15 protein-coding genes are annotated in these 16,207 nt (G+C 73.2%); 8 read left to right on the forward strand and 7 right to left on the reverse strand.

The features are described 5' to 3' along the window. Window positions 1-10: 10 nt before the first annotated feature. The gene (gene pdxH, locus PV364_RS27320; protein ID WP_319663080.1) at window positions 11-631 is read left to right on the forward strand and encodes a pyridoxamine 5'-phosphate oxidase; all 621 of its coding nucleotides are present in this window, start codon (window positions 11-13) and stop codon (window positions 629-631) included. Window positions 632-1,001: 370 nt separating this feature from the next. Beyond that, complete coding sequence (locus PV364_RS27325; RefSeq protein WP_319662993.1) at window positions 1,002-2,324, forward strand: PAS domain-containing protein; 1,323 nt, start codon at window positions 1,002-1,004, stop codon at window positions 2,322-2,324. A gap of 27 nt (window positions 2,325-2,351) precedes the next feature. Here PV364_RS27325 and PV364_RS27330 read toward each other — a convergent pair whose 3' ends face one another. Next, on the reverse strand, window positions 2,352-3,101 hold the full coding sequence (locus PV364_RS27330; RefSeq protein ID WP_319662994.1) for an SIS domain-containing protein: 750 nt from the start codon (window positions 3,099-3,101) through the stop codon (window positions 2,352-2,354). A 112-nt stretch (window positions 3,102-3,213) separates the two neighbouring features. Here PV364_RS27330 and PV364_RS27335 point away from each other — a divergent pair, with 112 nt between their 5' ends. Then, window positions 3,214-3,906 carry a metal-dependent transcriptional regulator gene (locus PV364_RS27335; protein WP_319662995.1) on the forward strand — a complete coding sequence of 231 codons (693 nt, stop codon included), beginning with the start codon at window positions 3,214-3,216 and terminating at the stop codon, window positions 3,904-3,906. 351 nt (window positions 3,907-4,257) lie between these two features. Then, window positions 4,258-5,124, forward strand: coding sequence for an alpha/beta hydrolase (locus tag PV364_RS27340; RefSeq protein WP_319662996.1), 867 nt, complete (start codon window positions 4,258-4,260; stop codon window positions 5,122-5,124). A 16-nt stretch (window positions 5,125-5,140) separates the two neighbouring features. Here the strand turns inward: PV364_RS27340 and purU are convergent, their stop codons facing one another. Together purU and PV364_RS27350 are read right to left on the reverse strand one after the other, a co-directional pair. After that, window positions 5,141-6,019, reverse strand: coding sequence for a formyltetrahydrofolate deformylase (gene purU / locus PV364_RS27345; protein ID WP_319662997.1), 879 nt, complete (start codon window positions 6,017-6,019; stop codon window positions 5,141-5,143). A gap of 69 nt (window positions 6,020-6,088) precedes the next feature. Beyond that, window positions 6,089-6,535 carry an SCO4402 family protein gene (locus PV364_RS27350; protein WP_319662998.1) on the reverse strand — a complete coding sequence of 149 codons (447 nt, stop codon included), beginning with the start codon at window positions 6,533-6,535 and terminating at the stop codon, window positions 6,089-6,091. A gap of 161 nt (window positions 6,536-6,696) precedes the next feature. Between PV364_RS27350 and PV364_RS27355 the strand changes: the two genes are divergently transcribed. Continuing rightward, window positions 6,697-7,974 (forward strand): ABC transporter substrate-binding protein, encoded by a 1,278-nt coding sequence (locus PV364_RS27355; protein ID WP_319662999.1) that lies wholly within the window; start codon window positions 6,697-6,699, stop codon window positions 7,972-7,974. 94 nt (window positions 7,975-8,068) lie between these two features. Here PV364_RS27355 and PV364_RS27360 read toward each other — a convergent pair whose 3' ends face one another. Continuing rightward, window positions 8,069-9,340 (reverse strand): hypothetical protein, encoded by a 1,272-nt coding sequence (locus tag PV364_RS27360; RefSeq protein WP_319663000.1) that lies wholly within the window; start codon window positions 9,338-9,340, stop codon window positions 8,069-8,071. A 203-nt stretch (window positions 9,341-9,543) separates the two neighbouring features. Beyond that, a complete protein-coding gene (locus PV364_RS27365; RefSeq protein ID WP_319663001.1) occupies window positions 9,544-10,926 on the reverse strand; it encodes a transcriptional regulator in 1,383 nt (460 codons plus the stop codon). 257 nt (window positions 10,927-11,183) lie between these two features. Here PV364_RS27365 and PV364_RS27370 point away from each other — a divergent pair, with 257 nt between their 5' ends. Genes PV364_RS27370 through PV364_RS27380 form a run of 3 tightly spaced genes read left to right on the forward strand, consistent with a single transcriptional unit; the run spans window position 11,184 to window position 14,315 of the window. Next, entirely contained in the window at window positions 11,184-11,864 is a 681-nt protein-coding gene (locus PV364_RS27370; protein WP_319663002.1) for a bifunctional DNA primase/polymerase, read from the forward strand. A 37-nt stretch (window positions 11,865-11,901) separates the two neighbouring features. After that, window positions 11,902-12,753 (forward strand): ABC transporter ATP-binding protein, encoded by an 852-nt coding sequence (locus tag PV364_RS27375; protein WP_319663003.1) that lies wholly within the window; start codon window positions 11,902-11,904, stop codon window positions 12,751-12,753. Continuing rightward, window positions 12,750-14,315, forward strand: coding sequence for a transporter (locus PV364_RS27380; RefSeq protein ID WP_319663004.1), 1,566 nt, complete (start codon window positions 12,750-12,752; stop codon window positions 14,313-14,315). Before PV364_RS27375 ends, PV364_RS27380 begins: the two co-directional genes overlap by 4 nt. Before the next feature lie 69 nt (window positions 14,316-14,384). Here the strand turns inward: PV364_RS27380 and PV364_RS27385 are convergent, their stop codons facing one another. Both PV364_RS27385 and PV364_RS27390 read right to left on the reverse strand, forming a co-directional pair. Further along, complete coding sequence (locus PV364_RS27385; protein WP_319663005.1) at window positions 14,385-15,602, reverse strand: zf-HC2 domain-containing protein; 1,218 nt, start codon at window positions 15,600-15,602, stop codon at window positions 14,385-14,387. After that, a complete protein-coding gene (locus PV364_RS27390; RefSeq protein ID WP_319663006.1) occupies window positions 15,599-16,147 on the reverse strand; it encodes a sigma-70 family RNA polymerase sigma factor in 549 nt (182 codons plus the stop codon). Before PV364_RS27390 ends, PV364_RS27385 begins: the two co-directional genes overlap by 4 nt. Window positions 16,148-16,207 lie beyond the last annotated feature (60 nt).

Raw genomic sequence — 16,207 nt, forward strand, 5'->3', positions numbered from 1 at the left:
TCCCGCCGCCATGCGCAAGCAGTACCGCGCCCGCGGACTGGCCGAGGCCGAGCTGGCCGCCGACCCGTACACGCAGTTCGCGCGCTGGTTCGCCGACGCCGTGAACGGCGGCATCGACGAGCCCAACGCCATGGTCGTCTCCACCGCGGACGCCGAGGGGCGGCCCAGTTCCCGGACCGTCCTGCTGAAGAGCTACGACCACCGCGGCTTCGTCTTCTTCACCAACTATCGGTCCAGGAAGGGCCGAGAGCTCGGCGAGCGGCCGTACGCCTCGCTCCTCTTCCCCTGGCACCCGATCGCCCGGCAGGTCATCGTCGGCGGCCGGGTGGAGCGCGTGACGCGGGAGGAGACCGAGGCGTACTTCCGCACCCGGCCGCACGGCTCCCGGGTCGGGGCCTGGGCCAGCGAGCAGTCCTCCGTGGTCGGCACTCGGGAGGAGCTGGAGCGCCGGTACGCGGAGCTGGCCGAGCGCTGGCCCGAGGAGACGGAGGTGCCGGTGCCGCCGCACTGGGGCGGCTTCCGGGTGATCGCGCGGACCGTGGAGTTCTGGCAGGGCCGGGAGAACCGGCTCCACGACCGCCTGCTGTACGAGGCGGACGGCGACTGGACGGTGCGGCGGCTGGCGCCGTAGGCCCCGCCGGGGCGAGGCCCGCAGACGCAGGCGACCCGCGGGCTGCTCCCTGGACGGAGGCCGTCCAGGCATCGGCCGGACGAATCCGACGAGCCCGCGGGTCGGGTGACTGCGATGGATTGGCCCGCGTCGCGCATCGCGCGCAGGCGAGGAGCGCGGTGCTAGCCCGCAGCCACCTCACGCGTCCGATGGGAACTCATTCTCCGGACCACCTCCCTTCGTGTGTGCCGCCACTCTAAGAAGCGGTCCGTCGCGCCACAACCTATTTTTTTTGCGTCTCCCGTCACCCTTTAATGCACCCGCCGCCGGTGCGCACCGATTTCGGCGAACTGGCTGTGTCCTGGGTCACATCCGGGTTGAATGTTCCGACGTGCAGTCATTCGATGCGACGCCGCAGCTGCTCGCCGCGCTCCTCGACGGCATGGAGGCCGGACTCTGTGCCTTCGACCGCGACGGAGTGATCACGCACTGGAACACCGAGGCCGTGCGCATCCTGGGGTGGACACCCGAGGAGGCCGTCGGCCGCAAGGGCTTCGCCGGCTGGGCGGCGCGCACGGCCGACGCCGAGGAGGTCCGCTCCCGGCTGCTCGCCGTGATGGACGCCGCCGGGCGGCAGGTGCACGAGTTCGCGCTGCTGACCAAGGACGGCCGCCGGGTGCTGGTGCGCACCCAGTCCGCCGCCGTCCAGGGCGCCGACGGCCGCCCGGCCGGGGTCTACTGCGCGTTCTCCGAGGTGCACGCCCAGATCGACCTGGAACGCTCGATCGCCCTGAGCGAGGCGCTGTTCGACGACGCCTCCTCCGGTGTCGTCCTGGTCGACGCGGACCTGCGCCCCGTCGTCGTCAACGCGTACGCCGCCAGGGTGCTGCACACCAGCCGGGACGCGCTCCTCGGGCGGCCGCTGGGTGACTTCCTCGACCAGGGCGTGGAGGAACTGGAGTCCGCGATGCAGCACGTGCTCGCGGAGGGCGCGCCTCCGGCGCCGTCCGAGCTGTGGGTGGGCCTGCGTGAGGAGGGCGGCACGCGCTGCTGCTGGCGCAGCAGCTTCGTGCGGCTCGGCTCGCCGCTGGGCGAGGAGCCGGTGCCGCTGGGGGTGGGCTGGCTGTTCCACGACATCACCGACGCCAAGGTCGCCGAGCGGGAGGCGGCGGTGCTGCGCTTCCGCAGCAACCAGCTGCAGCGGGCGGCCCGGGCGGTCGCCGAGTGCCGGGAGCCGATGGAGGCCGCCACCTGCTACGTGGACTTCGCGCTCGCGGGCTTCGCCGAGAACGCGCTGCTGGACGTGCTCACCGGGGACGGGACCCGGCTGGTGCGCGCCGCCGCCACGCCCTCCGGCGGCTCCGGTCCCTGCCTGCCCGTGGCCGGTGGTATCCCCGTGCGCTACGGGGAGGGCCATCCCGCGCTCCAGGCGGTGGCCCGCACCGGGGCCGTGCGCGCCTCCTTCGGCGCGCTCGCGGGCTCAGAACCGGCCTCCCGCGCCCAGATCGACGCGTGGTCCGCCGCCCGCCGCTGGCCCGACGGCACGGTGCACGGCCTGTGCGCCGTGCTGCGCAGCCGCGGCCGCACCCTGGGCACGCTCACCTTCCTGCGCGGCATGGGGCGGCGCCCCTTCGACCGCGTGGACGCGGCCTTCGCGGAGGACGTGGCGCTGCGGGTGGCCGCGGCCCTGGACCTGGCGCCGCGGGGGCGGTAGGCCCGGGGCCCGGATGGGGACGTGCGCTCAGTGGCGGTAGAAGATCCGGTCCCGGTACGCGTCGAAGACCGCCGCGTTCCACTCGTGGCCGCCGTCCACGTTGCCCGAGCGCAGCATCGGAGGGGTGGTCCCGCGCTCCGCGAGCCGCTGCGCCGCCGTCGCGACGACCGCCTGCATCAGCGCGCTGGTGACCACGGTGGAGGCGGGCCCGAAGGGCGCCGGGACGGCCGCGTGGGACAGCTCGGCGTCGCCGAGGGCGATCTTGCTGTCGAGGACGATGTCGCAGTGGTCCTTCAGGAACGTCCCGCTGGAGTGCCGCGACCGGGTCTCCTTCGCGTACGCGACCGAGGTGACGCCGATGACCTTGACCCCCATCGCCCGCGCGTCCCGCGCCATCTCCACGGGCAGGGCGTTGCGTCCGGACAGGGAGACGATCACCAGCACGTCGCCCGCGCGCAGCGGCGAGGTGCGCAGCACGACCCCGGCGAGGCCGTCGACCTGTTCGAGGGCGCTGCCGAGGGTGGCCGGGACGACGTCCACGCCGACCGCGCCGGGCACCGCGAGCAGGTTGACCAGGGCGAGCCCGCCGGCGCGGTAGACGACGTCCTGGGCGGCGAGCGAGGAGTGCCCGGCCCCGAAGGCGAAGACCCGCCCCCCGCCGGCCACGGCGTCCGCGACGGCGGTGGCGGCCGCCTCGATTCCCTCGGACTCCTCGTCCCTCACGCGCCGCAGGAGTGCGATGGCGGCGTCGAAATATGTGGCGGCCAGATCGGTCATGCCGGCAACCGTGGTGCGCGCGGCGTCCGCCTGTCAACCGCAGGGGACCGGTTGTCGGTCCGATGCGTCAGAATTGAGGCCAGGGCCACGCACGAGCCACCGAGGGGCACGCATGTCCGGACTCATCGACACGACGGAGATGTATCTCCGTACCATCCTGGAGCTGGAAGAGGAAGGCGTGGTCCCCATGCGCGCCCGAATCGCCGAGCGGCTGGACCAGAGCGGTCCGACCGTGAGCCAGACCGTCGCACGCATGGAGCGCGACGGTCTGGTGCACGTGGCCGGCGACCGGCATCTGGAGCTGACCTCGGAGGGCCGCCGCATCGCCACCCGCGTGATGCGCAAGCACCGGCTGGCCGAGTGCCTGCTGGTCGACGTGATCGGCCTGGAGTGGGAGCACGTGCACGCGGAGGCCTGCCGCTGGGAGCACGTGATGAGCGAGGCCGTCGAGCGCCGCGTCCTGGAGCTGCTGCGGCACCCGACGGAGTCGCCGTACGGGAACCCGATCCCGGGCCTGGAGGAGCTGGGCGACAAGGACGGCGCGGACCCGTTCCTGGACGAGGGCATGGTCAGCCTGAGCGAGCTGGAGAGCGGGCTCTCCGAGGCGAGTGTGGTCGTGCGGCGGATCGGCGAGCCCATCCAGAACGACGCGCAGTTGATGTACACGCTGCGGCGGGCCGGCGTGCAGCCCGGCGCGGTGGTGTCCGTGACCCCCTCGGCGGGCGGTGTGCTGGTCGGCAGCGGCGGCGAGGCCGCGGAGCTGAGCAGCGAGACCGCCTCGCACGTGTTCGTCGCCAAGCGGTAGGCGTCGCGTCCGGCGCTCCGGCGGGCGGGCGCTTCGCCGGGCCCTCGTGGTGGGAGGGACTCCGGCGCCTCCCCGTGCGCCGGAATCCCGTCCTCCCCCCCGGTTCCCCCGTTCCCCCCCGTTCCCCCTGGTCCCCGTGGAGGCCACCTGGATCCCCGAGCTGTCCGGGTGGCTCCCCGCTGCCCGTCTTCCCCGCCGGGCCGGGTCCCGCTGAAGTCCTCCCCTCGGCACGCGCCGACAATCCTTGAGCGCTGTCACTCGAAAGAGCGGTGTTGCGCGTGTGAAGAGGCTTCTCGAACAGAAATTCGATAGCGTGGGGTCCTGAGAACGTCACGCACCAGGGGGCGCCACATGGCCAGGCGTAGGGAAATCACCGGAGCGGACGGCCTTCCGCTCACCGCGTGGGAGCACGCCGGTGGGCCGGGAGCGGCCTCCGGCCCCGCCGTACTGCTGCTGCACGGGCTGATGGGCCGTGCCTCGCAGTGGGCCGGCACCGCCCGGCGGCTCGTCGGCCGCCACCGCGTCGTCGCGCTGGACCAGCGCGGGCACGGCGGCAGCCCCAAGCCCGAGGGGCCGTACACGCGGGAGGCGTACGTCGGCGACGCCGCCGCCGCGATCGAGCAGCTGGGGCTCGGCCCGGCCGTCGTCATCGGGCATTCGATGGGCGCCCTGACCGCGTGGCAGCTCGCCGCCCGCCGGCCGTCCCTGGTGGGCGCCGTGGTGCTGTGCGACATGCGCGCGGCGGCCGTCGGGGAGGCCGATCAGCGCTCCTGGGAGGACTGGTTCCGTGCCTGGCCGGTGCCCTTCGCCAGCCTGGACGCGGTGCGCCGGTGGTTCGGCGAGGAGGATCCCTGGACGGAGGGCCGCCGTCCGGCCCGCGGGGAGTTCTTCGCCGAGGTGATGGAGCAGGCCGCCGACGGCTGGCGCCCGGTGTTCGACCGGCGTCACATGCTGCGCTCCCGTGAGCCCTGGGTGCACGACGCCCACTGGGACGAACTGGCCCAGGTCGCGTGCCCCGCCCTCGTGGTGCGCGGCCTGGACGGCGACCTCGGCCGCGCGGAGGCCCAGGAGATGGTCCGTGTCCTGCCCCGGGGCGCGTACGCGGAGGTTCCCGACGCCGGGCACCTGGTCCCCTGGGACCAGCCCGAGGCCTGGTACACGGCGATCGAGGGCTTCCTCGCGGACGTCGCGGAGGCGCCGGTGTGCCGCGCGGGCTGACGCCGCGCGGCAGGGTTCAGGCGAAGACGACCGTGCGGTGTCCGTTGAGCAGCACGCGGTGCTCGCTGTGCCACTTCACGGCCCGCGCCAGGGCCTGGCACTCCACGTCCCGGCCGACGGCGACCAGTTGATCGGGCGTCAGGTCGTGGCCGACGCGTTCGACCTCCTGCTCGATGATCGGCCCCTCGTCGAGGTCCGCCGTCACGTAGTGCGCCGTGGCGCCGATGAGTTTCACGCCGCGGGCGTGGGCCTGGTGGTAGGGGCGGGCGCCCTTGAAGCTCGGCAGGAAGGAGTGGTGGATGTTGATGATCCGCCCGGACAGCTCCTTGCAGAGGTGGTCCGAGAGGACCTGCATGTAGCGGGCGAGGACGACCAGCTCCACGCCCTCCTTCTCCACCAGCGCCAGCAACTGGGTCTCGGCCTCGGCCTTGGTCTCCTTGGTCACCGGGATGTGGTGGAAGGGGATGCCGTAGGAGCCGACCAGCTCCGCGAAGTCGGTGTGGTTGGACACGACGGCGGCGATCTCGACCGGCAGCGCGCCGATGCTGGTGCGGAAGAGCAGATCGTTGAGGCAGTGGCCGTACTTGCTGACCAGCAGGACGATCCGCATCCGCTCACCGGACGGCGTGATCTGCCAGTCCATGCCGTAGGCGTCCGCGACGGCCGCGAAGCTGGCCCGCAGCTTCTCCGCTCCCACCGGGTGGTCCGACGTGAAGTGCACCCTCATGAAGAACAGTCCCGTGTCCCGGTCACCGAACTGCTGGCTGTCCTCGATGTTGCACCCGGTCATGAAGAGGTAGCTCGACACGGCGTGCACGATGCCCGGCTTGTCGGGGCAGGACAGCGTGAGGATGTACTGCTCGGACGGCTGCTGCGACTCGTCGACGGCGTTCACGGGCCTAGCCTCGCACACGCGGTGCCGGCTGATCCAAGACGTCCACGGGCCGGTCGCCGGGCAGTCCCGTCAGGCGGTGCGCATGTAGATCTTGAGCACGTCCAGGGAACGCGGCGGCGTGTCCGGGTCCTCGCCGTCCGCGGTCGCCAGGCGCACGTGCGCCTCGCGGGCCGCGCGGACCGCCTCGGCCCAGGCGTGGTGCTCCAGATACGCCGAGATCGGCGCGTCGGCGCCCACCTGGTGCAGGATCTTCAGGACCCGCAGCACGGCCACGTCGACGAGCGCGGCCTCCTGCGAGTCGCGGAAGACCGTTCCGACGTACTTCTCGGCGGACCAGTTGTCGAGCCAGGTGTCCTCGACCAGGCGGTAGACGGCGTCCGTCACGTCCCCGTAGCCGGGCCGGCCGGCCAGCCAGGTCTCCTGGTGGAAGACCGGGTCGCTGATCATGTGCAGCGCGGAGCGCACATTGGCGCGCCAGCGCCACCACGGCATGTCGTTGAGCGGCATGTCTCCCATCGTGGAGGAGCGGACACGCCGGCGGGAAGACTTCTCGGCACTCTGCACAGTGCACGATCGTACGTGCTCCAGATAGGAGCACATTATTTTCACCCTCCCGTGGCTCTGCGTTCCCTTGCGTTCACCCTGGAGTTGCGGAAGGAGCGGAATCGTCCCGTTCCATGAGTGATTGGCGTTCGCGAACGGCCGTCCCCCTCGTCAGCGCGGCGGCCGGCGTCGCTCTGCTGGTCGGCTGCGGCGTGCTCCCGGGGGGGACTGGGGGTTCGACCGGACCCATTGTCGTGATGACGTGGGCCCCACAGGGAACCAATGCGACCAACATGCCGGGTATGCCGGCCATGGCGAGTACCTTCGCCAAGTACGTCAACGCCAAGGGCGGTATCGGCGGACGTGAGCTGAAGGTCGTCAACTGCAACGAGCACAACACCTCGCTGGGCGCGCAGGATTGCGCGCAGCGTGCCGCGGACGAGGGCGCTGTCGCGGTCGTCGGTTCGTACAGCCAGTACGGCGCGGCGTTCACCTCCACGCTGGAGGCCGAGGGCATCCCCTACATCGGCGGCTACGGCGTCACGCAGGACGAGTTCGAGAGCCCGCTGTCGTACCCGATCAACGGTGGCCTGACCACGCTCATGGCCGGCAACGGCCGTCAACTGGCGGGCAAGTGCGACAAGGTGAGCCTGGTCCGCCCCGACACGGCGGCCGGCGACCTGTTCGCCCGTTTCCTCGACACGGGCCTGCAGGACGCCGGGCGCACGAAGGCGACGGACCTGCGCGCCAAGGAGGACTCCACCGACTACAACGCGATCGCCCGGCAGGCGGTCGGCGAGAACAAGGCCGGCGAGTGCGTCAGCGCGGCCCTCGGCGACAAGACCGCCGGCTTCTTCGACGCGTTCCGCCGCACCACCACCCATGACGCGCTGACCGGCAAGGACGAGAAGCCGAAGGCCCTGATCGCCTCCGTGCTCGGCAGCGTGCAGCAGTCCACGCTCGACAGCACCGGCGGCGCGAGCAGCCCGCTGGAGGGCGCGTACGTCACCGGCTGGTACCCCCCGGCCTCCGACGCGCGCTGGGCGACGATGCGCGAGGCGATCAGCAAGTACGCCTTCGGCAACAACGACATCGACCCCGACGACCCCGGCGTGCAGACCACGTGGATCGCCTACACGGCCTTCGCCGAGGTCGTCGACGAGATCGGCCGGGACGCGCCGATCACCGCCGCCACGGTGAAGCAGGCGTTCGACCAGGCGCACGGGATCTCCACCGGCGGGCTCACCCCGCCGCTGGGATGGCGCGAGCAGGACGCCGCCTCGATCATCGACCAGCCGCGCATGGTCAACGGCAAGGTGACCTACCAGAAGGTCGTCAAGGGCCAGTTGGTCGCCGTGAGCAGCGGCTTCGTCGACATGACGAAGACGCTGGAGAACGCCCCCCGCGACTGAGCGCGGGCGCCCGGACCCGGACGGCGCCGGTACCGCATCGCGAAAGCCCCGGAGCCGTGTGCTCCGGGGCTTTCGCGCGGGCCGCCGCGCCCGGTCAGATCTGGGTGTACTGGTGCTCGGTGAGGTTGTACTTCTTGGCGATGGAGTTCCACAGGCCGACGGCCGTCTTCTTGGCGTGCGTCGCGTTGCCGCTCTCGTTGTTGCCGGCGGCGGTCTGCGGAGTGTTGCGGGCCTTGCCGTGCTTGCACAGGTGCTTGCCCTGCTTCACCTGGTCGGCCCAGGCCGCGTAGTGGTTGTCGGCGGCGGCCGAGGCCGTCCACGCCTTGTTGAGGGCGTCCACCAGCTCCTGGTGACGGGGCAGCTGGTCCACGGAAAGGGTCTTCAGCCGCGCCATGAGCTCGCCGCGCTGCTTGGCCGCCGCCCGCAGGTCTGCGGCCGCCTGGTCGAGGTCGTCGCACTTGGTGATGTTCGCCACCGCGTTGATGACGGAGGTGCGGCTGCCGCCGCTCTGCCTCAGCAGCTGGTCCAGCTGCTTGGCCTGGTTCTCCGCCGCGTCCGCGCCGCCCCCGGAACCGTCGGGCGCCGTGGAGGAGGAGGGGACCTGGCTCGAGCTCGCCGCAGGGGTGCCGTCGTCGCCGCCGCTCATGAGCGCGCCGGCGGCGAGGCCGGCTATCGCGCAGCCGCCCACCACGATGCCTATGAGGGCCATCGGGGACAGCTTGCGGCTCCGCCGGGGCTCCTCGTAGCCGTCGTACGCGTCGTACGACGGGGCCGGGGGCTGCTGCTGGTACACCGGCGGCTGGTAGGCGGGCTGCGGCTGGAGGTGCTGCGGCTGTGCCGGGCTGTCCTGGCGGTACAGGTGGCCGAAGTCGTCCTGCGGCTCCGGCTGGGCCTCCTGCGGGTAGCCGTACGCCGGTGCCGCCGGGGACTGGGGTTGCGGCAGGTACTGCGCCTGCTGCGGGGACAGCTCCTCGTAGCGGGGCAGATGCTGCGTCGCGTCCGCGGCACCCGGGGCGCCGGGCCGGACGTCGAACGCCGACTGGGGCGCCGCCGGGAACGGGGGCAGCAGCTGGGTGGCGTCGGCCTGGCCCTGGAACTGCGGCAGGGGCTGTCCGGCGTCCTGCGCGGCCGGGGGCTGGGCCTGCGGGTAGGGCGGGAACATCTGCGTCGCGTCGCTGTCCGGTACGGGCGCCTGGTGCCCGTAGTAAGGGTCCTGCTGCGCCGGCTGCCGGCCCCAGGGCTGCCCGCCGGCCGGCCCGCCGCTCCACGTCGGGGGCAGCTCGGGCTCAGGTGCGCGCCCCTGCGCGGGCAGCACCACGCCCTCGTGCACCTCCGGATACGCCTCGTCACCGCGTCCGCCGTGCATCACCGCTACCTCTGCCTTCTCCGTCGACACGGAATCGTCGGCTCACGCTACCGGGTCGGCTTCGCAAGGCACCACGCCGCGGGGGGTCCACGAAGTCCCCGCCGGGTGCCTCGGCGCAGAACAAGGTGCCCGCGGTGGTGGGTTGATGTCGTTCGCATAACAATTCGGGTTCGCCCTCCGGTCGTCCGGAGGGCGAGTCCCGGTCAGGCCGCCGCCTCCTGCTCCTCCAGGCGGGCGTCGAACTCCCGGACCGCGGATTCCGCCGCGTACGGCTGGAGACGCGTCCGCAGGTCCTCCAAGTACTCCGCCCCGCGGTTGGAACGCAGCGTGGACAGCAGTTCCACGGCCTGCGCCCCGGTGTGGCAGGCCTGTTCGACCTCGCGCTGCTGCACCTGCGCCTGGGCCAGCACCAGGAGCCCGATCGCGCGTCGGCGGGCCTTCTCCGGACCCAGGGCGGACAGCGCCTCCTCGGCGCGGCGCGCGGCCTGCGGCGCCTGGTTGAGGTCGCGGTGGCAGTGCGCCAGTTCGTCGGCGAGGTAGGCCTGGTTGAAGTGGGCGATCCAGTCCGGGTCGTCCTCCGGGGCCGAGCGCTCCAGTGCCTCCACGGCCTGCCCGGCCACCGCGCCGCAGGCCCGTGCGTCGCCCATCAGGGCGTGGCCGCGTGCCTCCGCGGCGTAGAACATGGCCTGCGCGGTCGCGGTGACCTGGCCCCGGGCGCCCTCCTGTGCGGCGCGGGCGAGTTGGGCGATCTCGCGCGGATTGCCGAGCTGCGCGGCGAGGTGGCTCATCCCGGCCGCGAGCACGTAGCCCCCGTACGCCCGGTCGCCGGCCGCCTGGGCCAGCCGCAGCGCCTGGATGTAGTAGCGCTGGGCGAGTCCGGGCTGCCCGGTGTCGACCGCCATGTAGCCGGCGAGCTCCGTCAACCGCGCGACGGCGGAGAAGAGCTGACGTCCCGTCGCCTCGCGGTAGGAGCCCGCGAGGAGCCCGGAGACCACGCTGTTGAGGTAGTGCACCACCACCGGGCGCACGTGGCCGCTGCCGAACCGGTGGTCGAGCTCGTTCAGCGCCCGGGTGGTGGCCCGGACGGCCTCCACGTCGGACATGCCGACCCGCGGGCCGCCGGTGCGCGCGACCTGCGTGTCGGCGCGGGTGATCAGCCAGTCACGGCTCGGCTCGACCAGTGCGGAGGCGGCCACCGACGAGCCGGTCAGGAAGTCGCGGCGCCCCACGTCGCTGCGCCACAGCTCGCAGACCTGCTCGATCGCGCCCAGGACGGTGGGCGAGAAGTGCAGGCCGACACCGGTCGCGAGGTTCTTGCCGTTGGCCATGCCGATCTCGTCGATCGTCACGGTGCGGCCCAGCTTGCGGCCGATCGCCTCGGCGATGATCGCCGGGGCCCGGCCCCTGGGCTGCTGGCCGCGTAGCCAGCGGGCCACCGAGGTCTTGTCGTAGCGCAGGTCGAGGCCGTGCTCCGCCCCGCACATATTGACCCGGCGGGCCAATCCGGCGTTGGAGCAGCCGGCTTCCTGGATCAGTGCCTGCAGCCTTTCGTTGGGCTGACGTGCGACGAGCGGTCGTGCGGCCACGGGCTCCCCCTCATAGCTGCCGCTTGTGCGGGACCTCAAGATCCCTTGCTTGAAGATCCCTTCCCGGTACGCGCCTCTCGGATTCGCCGCAAACGCCATAATTTGCGGCGGGATGCATGCCTACACACCCAAGAGTGATTACCCGGATCATGTACGACCCTCTACCGCGCGCCCCCGCTCGTGCACCCGTGCGCCCGCCATGACCCGCGAGGTGGACGCGTCACCGCCCGTAACCCGTGCTCAGCGCCGCAGTTGTGATGGTCGTGGAAGACACCGTGGACGACACCCTCACAGCCTCCCGGCAGACCGCCGGCCAACTCCTCGACGCCGCGGTCCGTTACGCGGAGGAGCGGCACTGGGATGTGCTCCCCGGAGCCTGGCTCACCGACGGGACCGGTCCGGCCGCGGCTTACGCCGGCCGGCGCACCCCGTACTGCTCGTGCGGCGCGCCCCGCTGCCCGGCGCCCGGCGCGCACCCCCTCACGGCCGACTGGATCGGGCAGGCGAGCGGGAGCGCCGCCGCCGTGCGCCGGATGTGGCTGGCCCAGCCGGACGCCTCGATCCTGCTGCCGACCGGCCGCACCTTCGACGCCATCGACGTCCCGGAGGTCGCCGGCTGTCTCGCGCTCGCCAGGATGGAGCGGATGGAGTTGCCGCTGGGCCCGGTGATCGGCACCCCGGACCGGCGGCTGATCTTCTTTGTGCTCCCCGGCGCCGGGGCGAAGGTGCCCGACCTGCTGCGGCGGCTCGGCTGGTCGCCGTCCTCACTGGACCTGGTCGTGCGCGGCGAGGGCGACTGGATCCCGGCCCCGCCCACCCGGCTGGCGGGCGGCCAGACCGTCCAGTGGGCCCGCAAGCCCACCGCGGTCAACCGCTGGCTGCCCGACACCGGGGAACTGCTCAGCCCCCTCGCCTACGCGTGCGGGCGGACCAGGTAGCCGCCGCGCTGTCGGCGCGGCGGCATAGGCTGGGCTGATGCCGAACGAACCCGCCACGCCGCCCGCCGTGCGCGTCCAGGGACTCTGGAAGCGCTTCGGGCAGCAGATCGCTGTCGCCGGGATCGATCTGACGCTGCCCGCCGGTCACTTCGTCGGGCTCGTCGGTCCCAATGGCGCGGGCAAGACCACGACGCTGTCCATGGTCACCGGGCTGCTGCGGCCGGACGACGGCACGGTCGAGGTCGCCGGCGCCGACGTCTGGCGCGACCCGGTCGCCGTGAAGTCCCGCATCGGCGTGCTGCCGGAGGGGCTGCGGCTCTTCGAGCGGCTCACCGGGCGCGAGCTGCTCGCGTACACCGGACGGCTGCGCGGCATCCCCGGGGCCGAGACCGACCGCAGGGCGGCCCAGCTGCTCGACGTCCTGGACCTCGCCGGGTCCGCGAACAAACTGGTCGTCGACTACTCGACCGGCATGCGCAAGAAGATCGGGCTCGCCGCGGCGCTGCTGCACAACCCCGAAGTGCTCTTCCTGGACGAGCCGTTCGAGGGGGTCGACCCGGTCTCCGCCCAGGTGATCCGCGGCGTCCTGGAGCGCTACACCGCCTCGGGCGCGACCGTGGTCTTCTCCTCCCACGTCATGGAACTGGTGGAGAGCCTGTGCGACTGGGTCGCCGTGATGGCGTCCGGCCGGATCGTCGCGCAGGGACGGCTCGCGGACGTCCGCGGGCAGGCGGCGACGCTGCAGGACGCCTTCCTCACGCTCGTGGGGGCCCACGACCGCGCGGAGGGCCGCGAGCTGGACTGGCTCGGCGGAGGCGGGACCGGTGCGGCCGGGACCGGCGGGTCCGGGACCGGCAAGGCCGGCGGCCGGGGAGCGGGACGGCCGTGACGGGGACCTTCGTACGGCTCAAGCTGTCCGTCATCCGCAACGGACTGCGGCAGTCGACCGGCCGCACGGTGGGCTGGATCGTCGGCACGCTCGCCGCCCTGCTGTACGCGCTCGGCCTCGCCACCGGGCTGGTCGTCCTGCACGGCAACGACTACGCGCCGGTGGCGGCCGTCGGCGCCGGGACCGTGCTGGCCGTCGCCTGGGCGGCGATGCCGCTGTTCGTCTTCGGCGGCGACGACACCCTCGACCCCACCCGGCTCGCGATGCTGCCGCTGCGCCCCCGCCCGCTGATCGTCGCGCTGCTGGTCTCCTCCCTGGTGGGCGTCGGACCGCTGCTGACGGTGCTGGTGGCGACCGGCGCCGCGGTGGCCGTGGCCCACGGGGCGGGGTCGGTGGCGGCGGCGATCGTCGCCGTGCCCCTCGTGGTGGTGGTGTGCGTGACGCTGTCGCGGGCCGTCGCGGCCGCCAACACCCGGTTGCTCACCAGCCGCAGGGGGCGCGACCTGGCGCTGCTGAGCGGCGTGCTCGTCGCCGTCGGCGCGCAGTTGGTCAACCTCGGGGCCAACGCGCTGGCCTCCGGCAAGGGTCTGGAGCGGCTCGAGGGCGTCACCTCCGTGCTGCGCTGGCTGCCGCCCGCCTCGGCCCTCGACGCGGTGCACGCGGCCGGTACCGGGGCGTACGGGCTCGCCGTCCTCCAACTCCTGTGGACCGCGGCGGTGCTGGCCGGCGTCCTGGTCTGGTGGCACCGCAGCCTGGACCGGCTGATGACCCGTCCCGACTCCTCCACCCTCCAGGCCTCGGGGCCGGCGCGGGTGCGCACCACGCGCAGGCTGTTCCCCGAGGGACGCACCGGCACGGTCATGGAGCGCCAGTTCCGCTACGCCTGGCGCGACCCGCGCACCAAGGCCGCGTGGGCCACCGCGCTGGCCGTGGGACTGCTGCTGCCGGTGGTCTCCGCCGTGCAGCACGGCAGCGTGTACTCCGCGTGCTGGGCCGCCGGACTGCTCGGCCTGCAGATGTACAACCAGTTCGGCATGGACGGCTCCGCCTTCTGGACCGTCGCGGCGACGATCTCCTCCCGCGAGGACGCCTACGCCGAACTGCGGGCCCGCGCGCTGGCGATCGCGGTCGTGGCCGTCCCGTACGTCGCCGTGGTCACGGTCGGGGCGGCGCTGCTCCTGCACCGCCTCGACGCGGCGCCGGAGACGCTCGGGCTCTCCTTCGCGCTGCTCGGCGCGCTGATCGCCACAGGCGCGTGGGCCAGCGTCCGCTTCCCGTACTCCATGCCCCGGGAGAACCGCTTCGGCAGCTCCGCCGCCCCGGGCCAGGGCAGCCTCGTCTGGCTCAGCCTCGTCGGCGGCGCGGGCACGGGGACCGTGCTCACCCTCCCGGTGCTCGGCCTGCTGATCTGGCTGCACGTCGCGGACCGCCACGGCGCGCTGTGGCTCGTCCTGCCCGTCGGCTGCGTCTACGGCGCGCTGCTCGCGGCCGCGGGTGTGCGGGCGGCTGCGCCGCGCATGCAGGGGCGGCTGCCGGAGATTCTGGCGGCGGTCAGCAAGTAGCGCTTCGCGCGGGCGCGGGCGCGGGCGCGGGCGCGGTGCCGGTGTGGTGGGTCGCGCCCCTCGGGGGTGTCAGAGGCGGGAGAGGGAGGCGGTGGCGAGGAGGACGTCGCGGATGGCGTCGGGGTCGCCGCCGCGGCCCGCGGCGATGCGGGTGGGCGGCAGGTGGCCGGCGGCGAGCTGGCAGAAGTCGATCTGGTCGACGGCGAGCTCGGCGACGACGTTGTCAGGCGAGCCGATGGCGCCCGGGGAGTCGAGGCAGATGTACCAGTGCCCGCCGCCGGTGCCCTCGACGTGCAGGTCCAGGGTGCGGCCGGGGGCACCGGCGCGCACCAGACGCGCGGGGGAGTCCGCGAGCCCGGCCTGGCGCAGGCCCGCGAGCGCCAGCGGCAGCATGCGCGCAGCGAGGTCGATCATGCTGTTGAGGTGCGCCGGCGCGGGCGGCCCGTACTCGGGGTAGTCCAGTGCCTGGGCGATGTCCTCGGCGTGGATCCAGCACTCGAAGGCGCGGTCGATGAGGGCGTCCCGCATGGGCACCACGATGTCCGTGAAGTCGACGGGCAGGCCGCCGGTGCCGGTGCCCGCGAAGGACAGGGTGCGCACGATGTCCCGGGTCTGGGTGCGCCACTTGGTGCGCACGAAGCCGCGCGTGTGGTGGCGGCAGCGCTCTCCCGCCAGTTCGGTGCGCTCCAGGCGGGTGCGGGGCGCCCCGGGTCCGAGCGGGTCGTCGAGGCCGAGCGCGGTGGCGACGACGCCGTCCACCGAGCCGAGGTGGGCCAGCACCCCGCAGAGCGTCAGTTCGCGTTCGCCGCCCGCCCAGACCAGCCGGACCGGCAGATCCCACTCGTGCTCGCCGAGGTCGGACAGGAGCGCGTCGAGCCGTGCGGTCTCCGCGTCGTAGGGCGCGGCCCAGTGGGGGACGGGGATGCGCGCGGGGCGTCGTCCGAGGCAGCCCTCAAGGACACGGGCGCGCAGCAGCGGGTCGAGGTCGAGGGACTCCTCCTGGTGGAGGAGTTCGACGGCCCGGCGCAGCCGCAGCGCCTCGTCCGCGCACGGCGCGCACGAGGTGAGGTGCTCGTCCACGGCGACCGACTCGTCGCGCGAACAGGCGGACAGCGCCCAGGCGCCCAGGAGGGAGCGGAGCACGCGGTGGTCGTACCGGGGCTGTTCGGGCTGCATGGTCACGCTTTCCGGGAGCGGGCCGTCCTCGGCGGCACCGCGGGGCGTCGGCACACGGGGCGGGGTGGTCCCGTGCGGGGAGTTGTCGCCGTCCTCGGCGGGTCCGGTCACAGGGCACGCCCCTCGGGGGCGGGGTCCTGCATCGCGGTGGAGAGCAGCTGCAGCCCGAGCCGCAGCCGGCGGCGGGCCTCGTCGTCGGTGACGCCGAGGTCGACGGCGGCCTCGCGGTAGTCCATGCGGCGGCGGTAGGCGAGGTCGAGCGCCTGGCGCAGGGGCTCGGGCATGGAGGTCACGATGTAGTCGGCGCGGGCGGCGGTGTTCGCCTCCCTGAGCCGGGTCTCGACCTCCTCAGGGGTGCCCTCGCCGTGGTTCTCGGACAGCCGCAGGCGGTGGACGGCCTGCTTCTGCGTGAGCCCGGCGATCCAGGAGCGCAGCGAACCCCGCTTGGGGTCGTAGGCGTCCGGGTTCTCCCAGATGTAGCCGAAGACCTCGCGGGTGATCTGCGCGGCGGCCTCCTCGTCGTCCATGACGCGGTGGGCGAGGTTGTGCACGAGGGAGGCGAAGCGGTCGTACAGCTCTCCGAGGGCGGCTTCCTCGCCGCGGGCGAGGCGTTGCTGCATCTTGCGGTCCCAGCGGGTTGGTGCGGATGCCGCCATGCGTCGTCCCCCCTCTTCACCTTTGTCGCCGTCGCCCGACTCCGGTCGTCCTGCCTCGCA

It is taken from the genome of Streptomyces sp. MI02-7b (assembly GCF_033793585.1).
GTDB lineage: Bacteria > Actinomycetota > Actinomycetes > Streptomycetales > Streptomycetaceae > Actinacidiphila.